Raw genomic sequence first — 13,481 nt, 5'->3', positions numbered from 1 at the left:
TGAGAAGCTCTCGCGCAGAGCTCCGACACCAAATAGCCAACGAGCGGTAAGTGCTGCAGCACCAGCTCGTTGCGTTCTTTCTCTCGTATCACACCGAAAGCCCCCAACGAACATCCTTGGAAAACGTACAGGGACCATCTTGCCCCGCCTATGGATGCGGCAGGAGCGGATTCCAACTCAGCGGGAAAGTATTAGGCAAGTCCTGCGCAAATCCTGTGTTTGCCCTTCTGTCGGCCGTGAATCCACGGTGCGGCTGCCTAGTCTTTGGCGGCGCGCGGCGAGTGGATGAAGAGGCTCGCGAGGGCGGTGAGGAAGAGAAGCGACGCCGCGATGATGAAGCTGGTCTGCATTCCGTGGACGAAGTTGCCGCGGTCGGCGATGAGGGCGCCGAAGATTGCGATGGCGACCGCCCCGCCCACTTGGCGGAACGTGTTGAAGACTGCGCTTGCGGTGCCTGCCTTTTCGCTCGGTACGCTCGCGAGCACGACGGCGGTGACCTGCGGCATCGCGATCGAGCCACCGGAACCCGTGAAAATCAGGAAGGTACCGACGAGCAGCGGCGATCCCAGCGGCGCCGTGAGAAGCATCCCGGTGAGTCCCACCACCATGGACGTCAATCCGACAACCACCGGCACCCGCGTGCCGAACCGGTTCGAGAGTGTTCCGCTGACGATGTTGCCGACGATGCTGAACGCCGCGGACGGAAGGAACGTGAAACCGGCCTGGAGCGGTGTCAGCCCGAGATGCTGTTGAAGGAAGAGACTGACGACAAAGACCGTACCGAAGTGGCCGACCATGAATGCGAACCCCACCGAGAGCGAGATTCTCATGCCGGTGGAGCGAAACAGCTCAAGCGGCATCATCGGGTGCCGGCCGCGCGCCTGGATCAGGAGGAAAGCAGCGAGGCTGACGACTGCCAGTACAAGGCTAGCGATGACGGGCACCGCGCCGAAGCCTTCGGCTCCTCCCGTGATGAGGCCGTACATCAAAGCGGTCAGGGCAACGATCGCCGCCGTCTGGCCTGCCCAGTCGAACGGAGTCGGCCGTCGGGGTGACGTGGCTACGGAAGCCAGAAGAACCAGCATCGCGATGCACACGGGAAGGTTGATCCCGAACACGAGCCGCCAGTCCAACGTGGTGAGGAGGCCGCCGACAAGCGGTCCAACGGCTCCGGCAACTGCCCCGCCTACCGCCCATATCCCGAGGGCATGTGCTCGACGGCGGGGATCGGGAAAAGCCTGCCGAATCAGCGCCATCGACGCCGGCAGCATGATCGATGCCGCACCTCCTTGGAGGAAGCGGGCAGCGATGAGGATCCCCGACGTCGGCGCGAGGGCGCACGCGACCGACGCCACTAGGAACAGTGCGATGCCCCATCCCAGCGCCCTTTTCGCGCCGATCCGGTCCGACAAGTTCCCTGCGAAAAGCAGCAACGCGGCGAACATCAGCGTGTAGCCGTCAATCACCCATTGCAGGCTGGCAGTTCCGCCCCCGAGTTCCTTGCCGATGCTGGTGAGCGCGACGTTGACGATCAGGATGTCGAGGGTGATCAGGAAGAATCCCAGCGACGCAATCATGAGCGTGAGCCGTGCCCGGGGTGCATCGGCCATGGCCGAGGGAGGAACCGGAGCCGGCAACGTGGTTTCGGGGCGAGTCATGGATTAAGGAAACAGCCTATGCAGAAAACAAGGGAGACTCTGTCTTGAGGGGTACTGGCAGTGACCCCCTCAAGAGGCGCCGTTACCGCGAAAGTTGAGCGCCGCCGTCGGGCGCTTATGCCACCAGCTCCGCAGCGGCGCTGTCCATGTGCTCGAGGATGGTCTTGCGCGCCAGGGATGCATCACCGGTCTCGATGGCGGCCACGATGTCGTGGTGCCGCTCGACGCTCATGTTCTTCACGCCCTTTTCCAGTCCGGCGAACATGATGGACATCCGGATGGATCCCTCCAACGATTCCCAGGAATGGAGCAAGGTCTCGTTGCCCGTGAGGCGGCACATGGTGCGGTGGAATTCCAGATCGGACTCGATCCGTTCCTCGAGGCTTCCCTTGGCGGCGGCCGCCATGGCGTCGATGGCGGTACGCAGCGAAGTGATCACCTGCTGGCGGTCCGGCAGCTCGCAGAGCGTGCGCGCCGCGAGGGACTCCAGGGCCGCCCGCACGGAGTAGATATCGCGGATTTCCTTGGCATCGAGGTGTCGGACAGAAAGCCGGCCACGCGGTCCGGCAGACAGCAGGCCCTCCTGCTCGAGTTGCCGCAGGGCCTCCCGGAGCGTCCCGCGGCTGATCTGGAGCATGTCCGACAGCTCGGTTTCCACGAGGTGCCGTCCGGGTTCCAGCTCGCCGCTCGTGATGGCAGTGCGCAAGGCGGAGAGCGCCTGCTCGCGGAGGCTCTTCTTTTCCAGTCCCAGAAGAGGTGCTGTTGCTCCGGCCATCTTGTCCGTCCTCAATGTCAGTGGTCGACTGTTTACAGTCGTTGTGTTAACTGTTGATCTTACGGCAGGAGCGCGGAACCGGCCCACGCCTGCTCCGCGCTCCTGCCAAGGAATTACCAGGCTCAGCCGAGTTCCGCGAGGACCTTCGCCACGATCCGCTGCACCGACAATCCGTAGCGCTCGTGCAGGGTGGGCAGGGCACCGGCATCGAGAAACTCGTCCGGAAGTGCCACGGGAACCACGCGCTTGCCCAGCCCGGCCGAGACGACGGCGGAGGCCACGGTTTCGAACAGGCCGCCCACCACACTGTGGTTCTCCAGCGTCACGGCCAGGCGGTCGGTGTTCAGTTCCGCCAGGACGGTGGCGGCGTCGAACGGTTTGATGGTGGGCGCGTGCACGACGGCGACATCCACCTTGTGCGCCGCGAGCGCCTCCGCTGCCTGCAGCGCGCGCATGGTCATCAACCCGCTCGAGACGAACACGACGTCGTTGCCGCCGCGCAGCACCTTCGCCTTGCCGAGTTCGAACGTGTAGTCGTACTCGTCCAGCACTGTGGGGACGTTGCCGCGAAGGAGGCGCAGGTACGTAGGTCCGTCGCTGGCCGCCAACTGAGGCACGGCCTGTTCGATGTCCACGGAGTCGCACGGATCGACGATGGTCAGATTCGGCATTCCACGGAAAATCGCCATGTCCTCAGTGGCCTGGTGGCTGGGACCGTAGCCCGTGGTGAGGCCCGGGAGTCCGCCCACGATATTCACGTTGAGGTTCGGCTCGGCGATGTCGAGGCACAAGAAGTCGTAGGCCCGGCGCGCGGCGAACACAGAATAAGTCGAAGCGAACGGCACCAGGCCAGTCTCGGCCAACCCCGCTGCCGCGCCGAAGAGCAACTGCTCGGCCATGCCCATCTGGAAAAACCGCTCGGGGAAGGCCTTCGCAAAGATGTGCATGTCCGTGTATTTGCCGAGGTCAGCGGTGAGTCCGACGATACGCGGGTCGGTCTCGGCAGCCTTGACCAACGCGTGGCCGAAAGGCGCGGAAGAAGTCTTCTGGCCGGGATCCGCGAAGGACGCGATCATCGCTGAGGTTTTCAGCTTGGGGGCTGCGCCTTGCGGTGCTGTGCCTCTCGAGGCGGCGCCCTTCGACGCGGTGACGGTGCTCATCGGCCGGCCTTCCCGGTGGATCCTGCGGTCAGTTGCTTGCGGCAGAGCTGCCATTCGTGTTCTTCGATGCGCATGAAGTGCGCCTTTTCGCGTTCTTCAAGCAGCGGCACGCCGCGGCCCACCTTCGTGTCGCACAAGATCACGGAAGGACGCCCGACGGCGGTGGCCTGGGCGGCGGCATTGTCGAACGCCGCCAGCAACGCACCGACGTCGTTCCCGTCCACCCGCTGCGTGTACCAGCCGAAGGCTTCCCACTTCTCCGTCACGGGTTCGGTCCGGAGGACCGTGTCCGTCTTGCCGTCCGCCTGCAGCGCGTTGATGTCCACCATGGCGGTGAGGTTCCCCAATTGGTGATGGTACGCGCCCATGGCGGCTTCCCATGTGGAACCTTCGTCCAACTCACCGTCGGAAAGGAAGTTGTACACCCTCGCGCCGGAGCCCTCCCCCGATTGCGCGCGGTGCCGGAGGCCAAGGGCAATTCCGACGGCGATGGAAAGCCCGTGGCCAAGAGATCCTCCGGAGATTTCCATGCCCGGCGTGTACGTCGACATCCCGGACATGGGCAGGCGGGAATCGTCCGAACCATAGCTTTCAAGTTCCTCCGCGGGAATGATCCCCGCCTCAGCCAGAGCTGCGTAGTGGCCGATCGCGTAGTGCCCGGTGGAAAGCAGGAAGCGATCCCGGCCCTCCCACTCGGGATCATTGGCGCGGTAGCGGAGCTGGTCCGTATAGACCGCGGCGAGCATGTCCGCCGCTCCGAGTGCCTGGCCTACGTAGCCCTGGCCCTGGACTTCGCCCATGTTAAGGGCGTGGTGCCTGATTCGGTTGGCGGCTGCGCGCACTCTTTCGATGCGTTCCACCACAGTTTCTCCCACCCGCCCGGCAGTGAATTGATCCTGTACCACCACCATTAGACATTCACCGACTGGGGAGTGCTTTTGGTGGCCTCATCGGCCAACTGACGCTCCCGCTTGCCCCAGGTTTCACGGGTAGCCAATGCTGCCCAGAGACCGATCGCGGCGTACAGGCCGAAGAGCAGGGCCGGGCCCATCCATCCCATGGCGACGAAGAGCAGGGTGGTGATGAAGGGGGTGAAGCCGGAGATCGTGGCCGAGATCTGGTAGGCCAGCGAGGCGCCCGAGGCGCGGGTCTTCGCTTGGAACAACTCGGGGAACCAGGCGCCTTGGGCGCCGGCGAGGGAGTTCTGGCAGACGCCGTAGGAGACGGCGATCGTGGCAATGATGAAGATGAACAAACCGGTGTTGACCAGCAGGAACATTGGAATGGCAAAGAGTACGGCGAAGGCGCAGGACCAGATGTAGACGGGGCGGCGTCCGATCCTGTCCGTCAGCCGTGCCCAGGCCTGGGTCGCGAAGATGCCGATGGCCGAAGCGATGCACAGAGCCACCAGGGTCTGGGTCTTATCGGCCAAGTGCTGGCCGTTCAGGTAGGAAATCATGTACGTGATGGAGACGGCGTAGCCTGCGGTCTCGGCAATGCGGAGGCCGATGCCCTTGACGATGTTGCGCCAATCGGTCTTCAGGACCTCGACGATGGGCGACTTCACGATGGCGCCGCTGTCTTTGACCTCATCGAAGACGGGGGATTCCGGGACCTTGGAACGGATGATCAGGCCTACGACAACCAACACCATGCTGGCAAGGAACGGAATGCGCCAGGCGAGTTCGCCGCCGAGCTGGACGCTGACGAGGAAGACCAGGTTGGCCAGCAGCAGTCCCACGGGGAATCCGGCCTGGACGATGCCCGTGTACTTCCCCTTCTTCTTCCATGGTGCGTGCTCATAGCTCATCAGGATGGCGCCGCCCCATTCGGCTCCGAAGGCCAGGCCCTGGACGATGCGGACGAACACCAGGAGCGCCGGCGCCAGGAGGCCCACTTGGCTGTAGGTGGGAAGAAGGCCGATCAGGAAAGTGGCCACGCCCATCAGGATGAGGGACGCGACGAGGACCGGCTTGCGCCCCAGCTTGTCACCCAGGTGGCCGCCGATGATGCCGCCGATGGGACGGGCGGCGAAGCCGACGCCGAGGGTCGCGAAGGCTGCGAGGGTGCCGGTCACGGGATCGCCCGTGGGGAAGAATGCCGTCCCGAAGTACAAGGCAGCCGCGGTGCCGAAGCCGATGAAGTCATAGGTTTCGATGACCGCGCCGACGCCGGAGCCGATGGCAACGCGCCTGGCGTCCTTGGTGCCGTGGACCGGACCGCGCATGGTCAGAGCTTCTTTGCTCATTGGTGAATCCCTTTCGAAGAGCGACTGAGGCTTGGTGCTTCAGCACTGTCGACTGTTAACACATGATATGCCAGTGTGACCTGCATCATCTACTTCTGTCAACAGTCAACTTCAAGGGTTGACTGTTAACAGTTAACTTAGCTACTGTGGTTCCCATCACTACTGCCTTCGGGCACAACTGGAGGAAACGAAGATGTTCAACTCCCGGCTTGGTTGCTCGTCCATCAGCTTCCGGCACCAGGATCTACCCACGGCATTGCGCACCATCAATGGCCTGGGCTTCGAGGAAATCGACCTCGGCGCCCTGCCGGGCGTCTGCGATCACGTTCCCTATGAACTGGATTCCGACGCCGTCACAGCCGTGACTGCGGAGGTCGCCGCCTCGGGGTTGCGGGTCCGCTCGGTGAACGGCGATATAGGCGACCTGAATGCCGTGCTCGACGCCGGCCAACGCGACGCCCGCCAAAAGCACCTGGACGCGCTGCTCACCCTGACTGCAAACACCGGCGCGAAGGCGCTGGTCCTCCCCTGCGGCGCTTTAGGACACGATCCGGTCCGCAGCCTCGACGAGGATCTTGACACCATCGCGGCCCAGCTCATCGGTGCCGGGCAGCGCGCGGCGGAGTTCGGCGTCGAACTCTGGACCGAATCCCTGCACTTCCTCCGGTTCTGCTGGAACCTGGAACGTGCCGAACTGCTGGCCGCACGGCTGGCGGGCTCCGGCGTCGGGATTGTCATGGACTTCAGCCACATCGTCGCCGCGGGCGAAGACCCGCTCGAGTACATCGAGCGGCATCGGGGCCGGATTGCACATGTCCACCTGCGGGACGCGGTTCCGGGCAACATCAACCTCAGCATCGGAAACGGCCAGGCGGACTTCGCCGCCGGACTCCGCTCGCTCGCAGCCACCGGTTACAACGGCCACTTCTCGCTCGAGCTCGAAACCCGCGACGTCACCCACGACGAACGCCCGGCGGCGGCCGCCAAAGCCGCCAGCTTCATCACAGACCTCATCTAGCTCTCACAACGAACAACTCATCAAAGCAAGCAACAAGGAGCATCATGACCACCACCATCCAGCGCACCGCCGTCCTCACCGGGGCAACCTCGGACCGGGGCATCGGCATCACCACCGCACGCCGCTACGCCAGTAACGGCTGGGCCGTGGTGATCCTGGACCTCGACGGCGAGAAGTCCGCCAAAGTCGCAGCGGAAATCGGCAACCAGTTCAACGTCCCTGCGTTCGGTTACGAGATCGACGTCGCCAACGAAGCTTCCGTGAACGCGGCGTACAACGCGGTCGCCGCCGAAATCAGCGCAGGCAACCTCCCCGCCGTCGGCGCCCTCGCCAACATCGCGGGCATCACCTCCCCTGTCCCGTTCCTCGAAACCACGCTGGAACTGTGGCACAAGATCATGGACGTGAACGCCACCGGCACCTACCTGGTGACCAAGGCTTTCCTGCCGGACATGATCGCCAGCGGCTGGGGCCGCATCGTGAACATGTCCTCCGTTTCCGCCCAGCGCGGCGGCGGCGTCTTCGGCAAGGTCCCGTACTCCGCTGCGAAGGCAGCCATCCTCGGCTTCACCAAGGCATTGGCACGCGAAATCGGCTCCACCGGCGTCACCGTGAACGCCATTACTCCGGGCGCCGTGGACACCAACATCCGCGTCGGCAGCACCGACGAGCAGGAAGCCGCCATCAACGCCGGCATCCCGCTGGGCCGCAACGCCACCACGGAGGAAATCGCCGCCGTCATCACGTTCCTCTCTTCCGAGGAATCCGCCTACCTCACTGGCACCACCATCGACATCAATGGTGGAAGCCACATCCACTAGCAGTCCCCGCATCCGTAGCCGAAAGAGCCCACGATGACCAAAATCTTCAACGATCCCGCCGATTTCGCAGACGAAGCCCTCGCCGGCTTCTGCGACCTCCACTCCGGCCTGGTGCGCCAGGTTCCCGGCGGCGCAGTCCGCCGCCACCGTCCCGAGCAGCCCAAGGTGGCCGTCCTGGCCGGCGGCGGGTCCGGGCACTACCCGGCATTCGCCGGACTCATCGGCGCGGGACTGGCCGACGGCGCCGTCGTGGGCAACATCTTCACCTCGCCTTCCGCCCAACAGGCCTACTCCGTGGCCAAGGCTGCGGATTCCGGTGCCGGTGTGGTGTTCACGTATGGCAACTATGCCGGGGACGTCCTGAACTTCGGCATGGCGAGCGAGCGCTTGGCGGCCGAAGGCGTCGCTGTGGAAAACGTGCTGGTGACAGACGACATCGCGAGCGCACCGCCGTCGGAATCCGCCAAACGCCGAGGCATCGCGGGCGACTTCATCGTCTTCAAGATCATGGGCGCCGCCGCCGAAGCGGGAGCCGGGCTGGCCGACGTCGTGCGCTTGGGCCGCAAGGCCAACAGCCTGACCCGCACCATCGGCAGCGCCTTCCACGGCTGCACGTTCCCCGGCGCCGAAGCTCCGCTGTTCACGCTCAAGGACAAGCAGATGGGACTCGGCCTGGGCATCCACGGCGAGCCCGGCCTGTTCGACACCGATCTCCCGCCGGCGAAGGAACTCGGCCAGGAACTCGTCGCCAGACTGCTGGCAGAAACACCGCAGGGGGCGGGCAACCGCCTGGCCGTGATCCTCAACGGACTCGGCTCCACCAAGCATGAAGAACTCTTCGTCCTGTGGCTGACCGTGGCACCGTTGCTTCGCGCCGCCGGGTACACCTTGGTCATGCCGGAGGTCGGCGAACTGGTCACGAGCCTGGACATGTCCGGCGTCTCCCTCACCATCACCTGGCTGGACGAGGAACTTGAGCCGCTCTGGACGGCCCCCGCGGAAACGCCCGCTTACCGGCGCGGCAACGCCGCCCTTGCTGGCGGTTTGCTTGCCGAGGAAGCGTACGACGGCGGCCCAACCACCACGGAGTTTGCGGCCACTTTGGACTCGCGCAACTACGCCGCGAACTGCGCTGCCGCGCTGGAGGCGGCCCGGAATGCACTGCACGACGCCGAATCGCACCTTGGCGACATGGACGCGGTGGCGGGCGACGGCGACCACGGCCGCGGGATGGTCCGCGGAATCGACGCCGCCACTGCCGCAGCCGCGAAGGCCCTGGCCGATGGTGCCGGAACCGGCGATATGCTGGTAGCCGCGGGCGACGCCTGGGCGGACAAGGCCGGCGGAACTTCCGGAGTCCTGTGGGGCGCGGGCCTCCGGGCATTCGGCGAATCACTCGGCAATGACGAGGCACCCGAACCGGCTGGACTCGCCGCTGCCGTGACCGCGTTCGCCGCGCGGATCACCGATCTGGGCAAGGCCGAGATCGGCGACAAGACCATGGTGGATGCCTTGCTCCCCTTCGCCGAAACGTTCAGCAATCGCGTCGCCGAAGGCGTTCCTCCGGAGCTCGCCTGGACTGAAGCTGCCGAGGCGGCCACCTCGGCCGCGCAAGCCACGGCCTCGCTCCGTCCGCTCAAGGGAAGGGCCCGGCCGCTGGCGGAAAAGAGCCTGGGCACAGCCGATCCCGGAGCTACCTCGCTCGCGATGATCTTCACCGTCATGGGCCCCCACGCTGTGAGTGCCGGGAAGGTCACGGCATGAGCACGAAAGGTTTCCGACTCATCCTGGGTGCCGATGAAGCAGGCGTCGACTACAAGGACCGCATCATGGCGGACCTGCGGGACGATCCGCGGATCAGCGAGATCATCGACATCGGCGTCAACCGCAGCGACTCCACCGAAGACTTCACCACGCCATACCCTTATGTGGGGATCAAGGCCGGTGAACTCATCCGCGACGGCCATGCAGACCGGGCCATCCTGTTCTGCGGCACCGGGATCGGCGTGGCCATCGCAGCGAACAAGGTGGACGGCATTCGCGCCACGACGGCCCACGATTCCTTCTCCGTGGAGCGATCCATCCTCTCCAACGACTGCCAGGTGCTCACGATGGGCCAGCGCGTCGTCGGGATCGAATTGGCCAGCAGGCTGGCCCGGGAATGGCTCGGCTACGCCTTCGACCCGGCTTCGGCCTCGGCCGACAAGGTCAAGGTGCTCACGGATTTCGAGGGCTGCTGAGTCCCGTCCCCCGTCCCAACTAGCTCGCAGTTGTTGTCGTTTTGGAGGCTCATAACGACAACAACTGCGAGCTAGTTGGGTCTTACGACCCCGGGGGTGGGCCTGAATTTGGGCTTGGCGTAGGGTGGAATGTGGACGATAGGAGCATTTCATGAAGAAAATCCTCATGGTACTGACCAGCGTTTCCGAGCTCGGCGATACGGGAAAGAAGACCGGCTACAACGTGGCCGAGGCCGCACATCCTTGGAAGGTCTTCAAGGATTCCGGGCACTTCGTCGATTTCGCATCCATCAAGGGCGGACAGCCTCCGCAGGATGAAGTAGACCCGCAGGATCCCATCCAGGTTGCCTTCACGACGGACGAGACTACGCGCGCCGGACTCTACAACACGGCCCGCGTGGACGTCGTTGATCCGGGCCAGTACGACGCAGTCTTCCTCGTAGGAGGCCATGGCACCATGTGGGACTTCCCGGACAGCGAAGGCCTGCAGAAACTGGTTGCGAACGTGTACGACGCCGGTGGCGTGGTTGGCGCTGTCTGCCACGGACCCGCGGGTCTGGTGAACGTGGACCTGGCCGACGGGTTCCGGCTCGTCGGGGGCCGGGAAGTGGCCGCATTCACCAACGACGAAGAAGTTGCAGCAGGCATGGACAAGGTCATTCCGTTCTTCCTGGCCGACCGGCTCAAGGAAGAGGGCGCAACCCACGTCTTCGCCGACGTCTTCGCAGAGAAGGTCGTGGTCTCCGACCGGCTGGTGACCGGGCAGAATCCGGCCTCCGCCGCCGGCGTGGCCAAGGAGATGGAGAAGCTCCTCGCGGTGGTCATCCACCAGGAAAAGGCCGAGGAACAGCACGAGGCCGAGGCCCTGCGGGCAGAGAAGGACGCCAAGAAGGCTGCTGCGGCAGACGCAGAGCAGTAACGCCCACAGCCCACTGACACTGGCGGCCGCCCCAGACGGCGGGTGGCCGCCAGTGTCAGTCGCCGCCAATGAACGACCCGCAAATAACCATAATTTCCTGATTGCCCTTGACAAGCGCTCTCTGAACCGGTTCAGTAGATATAACAAAACCGGTTCAGTGATCCCAATCACCAAGTGGCAATGAGGCAAACATGACAGTGACCATCAACGACGTTGCGCAGGCAGCCGGCGTGAGCAAGGGTGCCGTCTCGTACGCGTTGAATGGGCAGCCCGGCGTCAGTGACGACACCCGGGAGCGCATTCTCAAGGTGGCCCGGGAGCTGGGATGGACGCCCAATCTTCGCGCCAAGAGCCTGTCTTCAGCCAAAGCGTTCGCGGTCGGGCTTGTGGTCGCAAGGGACCCCAGGCTTCTGGGAACAGACCCCTTCTTCCCCGCGTTCATCGCCGGGATCGAGACCACTTTGGTTGAGCACGAATACGCACTGGTGCTCACCGTTGCCGCCAGCGCCGACGCCGAAGAAATGGGCTACCGGAAGCTGGCTGCCGACAGCCGCGTGGACGGCGTCATCCTTACGGACATGAGGGTTGACGACTCCCGTATCGCTTTGTTGAAGAGCCTCAAGATTCCTGCCGTCACCCTTAATCGGCCCGAAACCTCCTCGCCGTTCCCTGCCGTCTGCATGGACGATACCGAAGGCATTGCCGCCGCCGTCGAGCATCTGGTTTCCCTCGGGCACACCCGGATTGGGCACGTGGGCGGGCCTCAGAGTTACATTCATGGCCGAAGCCGGCGCCTGGCTTGGCAAAACGCCATGTCGAAAGCCGGGCTCGAGGCCAGTTCCTTCATTGAGGCCGACTTCACCGCAGCCGGAGGACTGGCGGCAACTGCTGAACTGCTTCGCTCGGCCCAACGGCCCACTGCGATCATCTACGCGAACGACCTGATGGCCACTGCCGGACAGTCGTACGCCCAGTCCCTCGGACTGACCGTTCCCGACGATCTATCGATTACGGGTTACGACGACACAGAGCTCGCCACCTACCTCAACCCTCCGTTGACCACTGTCCCCGCCGATCCGCTGCTTTGGGGGCGTGTTGCGGCCCAGCAGTTGCTGAGCCTCCTCGGCGGAGCGCCTGCGGCGGACGTCTATCTGCCCTCTCCCAAGCTGGTAGTCCGCGCCTCCACCGGGCCGGTCCCCCAGCATGCCGAATAACTAATCCCTACAAAGACCGATTTACCCGCCATTGGGTGGGGCTATTTGCCATTCCCCTGGAAGGCAATGCCGCCGCCGCATTTTCAGTTTTTACCCGCAAAAGGAGTTGCAATGAAGCACGGAAAATTTGGTTCGAGAGTCCTCTCCCTTACGGCTATTGCCGTTATCGGAGCCGGCCTGGCAGCATGCGGTGGAGGCGCCTCCAGCAACACAGCATCTGGCGCGAGCTCCGCCACCACGGCCAAGGGTCCCATCAAGATCTGGTACTCCAACAACGAGTTCGAGGTGAAGTGGGGCAAGGACATGGTGGCCTCATGGAACGCTGCACACCCGGACCAGCCAATCGATGCGCAGGAGATCCCGGCCGGGAAGACCTCCGAAGAGGTCATCGGGGCAGCGATTACCGCCGGCAATGCTCCTTGCCTGGTCTTCAACACGGCACCGGTGGCGGTTCCGCAGTTCCAGAAGCAGGGTGGCCTGGTCCCGCTGGACTCCTTCCCGGACGGCGCACAGTACATCAAGGACCGCACCGGCGATCTCGCCAATCAGTACAAGTCATCCGACGGCAAGATGTACCAGCTTCCGTGGAAGTCCAACCCGGTGGTCCTCTTCTACAACAAGGACCTTTTCGCGAAGGCCGGGCTCAACCCGGCAAACCCCAAGTTGGGCACCCAGCAGGAGTTCCTGGACACCGCCCGGACCCTTGTGAAGTCCGGCGCAACCCAGACCGCGATCTGGCCCTCGCCCACGAGCGACTTCTACCAGCCCTGGTTCGACTTCTACCCGTTCTATGCCGCCAGTACGCAGGGCACCCAGCTGCTCAAGGATGGCAAGTCCACCTTTGACAGCGATCAGGGCAAGCAGGTCGCCACGATGTTCCAGACCCTGTACAAGGAGAAGCTGGCATCCAAGGAAGCGTACAAGGGAGATTCCTTCGCGGACGGCAAGTCCGCCATGGCCCTCGCAGGCCCGTGGGCCATCGACGCCTACAAGGGCAAAGTGAACTGGGGCACGGTCCCGGTCCCGGGCACCCAAGCCCAGACCGACGGCTCCACCTTCTCTGACGCCAAGAACATCGCCATGTACTCCGCGTGCAAGAACCAAGGCACTGCGTGGGAGGTCATGAAGTTCGCCACCAGCAAGGAACAAGACGGCAAGTTGCTCAGCGGAACCGGCCAGATGCCGATGCGGAAGGACTTGACCACCGCCTACCCGGACTACTTCAACCAGAACCCGGCCTACAAGACGTTCGCCGACCAAGCCGCACGCACCGTGGAAGTCCCCAACGTCTCCAACTCAGTCCAGATCTGGCAGACCTTCCGGGATGCCTGGAGCAAGTCCGTGATCTTCGGCAACCAGAGCATCGATGACGCCTTCAAGGGTGCTTCCGACAAGATCAACCAACTGGCAGCCCAGAAGTAGCAGGCG

12 protein-coding genes are annotated in these 13,481 nt (G+C 64.0%); 7 read left to right on the top strand and 5 right to left on the bottom strand.

The window, feature by feature from the left end; all coding sequences use genetic code 11:
- Positions 1-257 precede the first annotated feature (257 nt).
- From BMF89_RS13135 to BMF89_RS13115, 5 genes are all read right to left on the bottom strand, one after another.
- Positions 258-1,658, bottom strand: a complete 1,401-nt coding sequence (locus BMF89_RS13135; protein WP_216353819.1) for an MFS transporter — start codon at positions 1,656-1,658, stop codon at positions 258-260.
- 115 nt (positions 1,659-1,773) lie between these two features.
- Positions 1,774-2,433, bottom strand: a complete 660-nt coding sequence (locus BMF89_RS13130) for a GntR family transcriptional regulator (protein WP_078107549.1) — start codon at positions 2,431-2,433, stop codon at positions 1,774-1,776.
- Between the two features lie 122 nt (positions 2,434-2,555).
- Positions 2,556-3,509 carry a transketolase C-terminal domain-containing protein gene (locus BMF89_RS13125; RefSeq protein WP_139359652.1) on the bottom strand — a complete coding sequence of 318 codons (954 nt, stop codon included), beginning with the start codon at positions 3,507-3,509 and terminating at the stop codon, positions 2,556-2,558.
- An 80-nt stretch (positions 3,510-3,589) separates the two neighbouring features.
- Positions 3,590-4,504, bottom strand: a complete 915-nt coding sequence (locus BMF89_RS13120; RefSeq protein WP_078107547.1) for a transketolase — start codon at positions 4,502-4,504, stop codon at positions 3,590-3,592.
- Positions 4,504-5,841 carry an MFS transporter gene (locus BMF89_RS13115; RefSeq protein ID WP_078107546.1) on the bottom strand — a complete coding sequence of 446 codons (1,338 nt, stop codon included), beginning with the start codon at positions 5,839-5,841 and terminating at the stop codon, positions 4,504-4,506. Before BMF89_RS13115 ends, BMF89_RS13120 begins: the two co-directional genes overlap by 1 nt.
- A gap of 193 nt (positions 5,842-6,034) precedes the next feature.
- Between BMF89_RS13115 and BMF89_RS13110 the strand changes: the two genes are divergently transcribed.
- The 7 genes from BMF89_RS13110 (at position 6,035) to BMF89_RS13080 (ending at position 13,475) form a co-directional block, all read left to right on the top strand.
- A complete protein-coding gene (locus tag BMF89_RS13110; RefSeq protein ID WP_078107545.1) occupies positions 6,035-6,859 on the top strand; it encodes a sugar phosphate isomerase/epimerase in 825 nt (274 codons plus the stop codon).
- Positions 6,860-6,903: 44 nt separating this feature from the next.
- On the top strand, positions 6,904-7,680 hold the full coding sequence (locus tag BMF89_RS13105; protein WP_078107544.1) for an SDR family NAD(P)-dependent oxidoreductase: 777 nt from the start codon (positions 6,904-6,906) through the stop codon (positions 7,678-7,680).
- A gap of 33 nt (positions 7,681-7,713) precedes the next feature.
- On the top strand, positions 7,714-9,444 hold the full coding sequence (locus BMF89_RS13100; protein ID WP_078107543.1) for a dihydroxyacetone kinase family protein: 1,731 nt from the start codon (positions 7,714-7,716) through the stop codon (positions 9,442-9,444).
- Positions 9,441-9,920, top strand: a complete 480-nt coding sequence (locus BMF89_RS13095) for an RpiB/LacA/LacB family sugar-phosphate isomerase (RefSeq protein WP_078107542.1) — start codon at positions 9,441-9,443, stop codon at positions 9,918-9,920. Before BMF89_RS13100 ends, BMF89_RS13095 begins: the two co-directional genes overlap by 4 nt.
- A 151-nt stretch (positions 9,921-10,071) precedes the next feature.
- On the top strand, positions 10,072-10,839 hold the full coding sequence (locus BMF89_RS13090; protein WP_078107541.1) for a type 1 glutamine amidotransferase domain-containing protein: 768 nt from the start codon (positions 10,072-10,074) through the stop codon (positions 10,837-10,839).
- A 191-nt stretch (positions 10,840-11,030) separates the two neighbouring features.
- Positions 11,031-12,053 carry a LacI family DNA-binding transcriptional regulator gene (locus BMF89_RS13085; RefSeq protein WP_078107540.1) on the top strand — a complete coding sequence of 341 codons (1,023 nt, stop codon included), beginning with the start codon at positions 11,031-11,033 and terminating at the stop codon, positions 12,051-12,053.
- 111 nt (positions 12,054-12,164) lie between these two features.
- Positions 12,165-13,475 (top strand): extracellular solute-binding protein, encoded by a 1,311-nt coding sequence (locus tag BMF89_RS13080; protein ID WP_078107539.1) that lies wholly within the window; start codon positions 12,165-12,167, stop codon positions 13,473-13,475.
- Positions 13,476-13,481 lie beyond the last annotated feature (6 nt).

This window comes from Arthrobacter sp. SRS-W-1-2016 (assembly GCF_002009585.1).
Lineage (GTDB): Bacteria > Actinomycetota > Actinomycetes > Actinomycetales > Micrococcaceae > Arthrobacter > Arthrobacter bambusae_A.
Note: the sequence above shows the minus strand (reverse complement) of the source record. Positions and strands in the feature narration are given on the sequence as shown.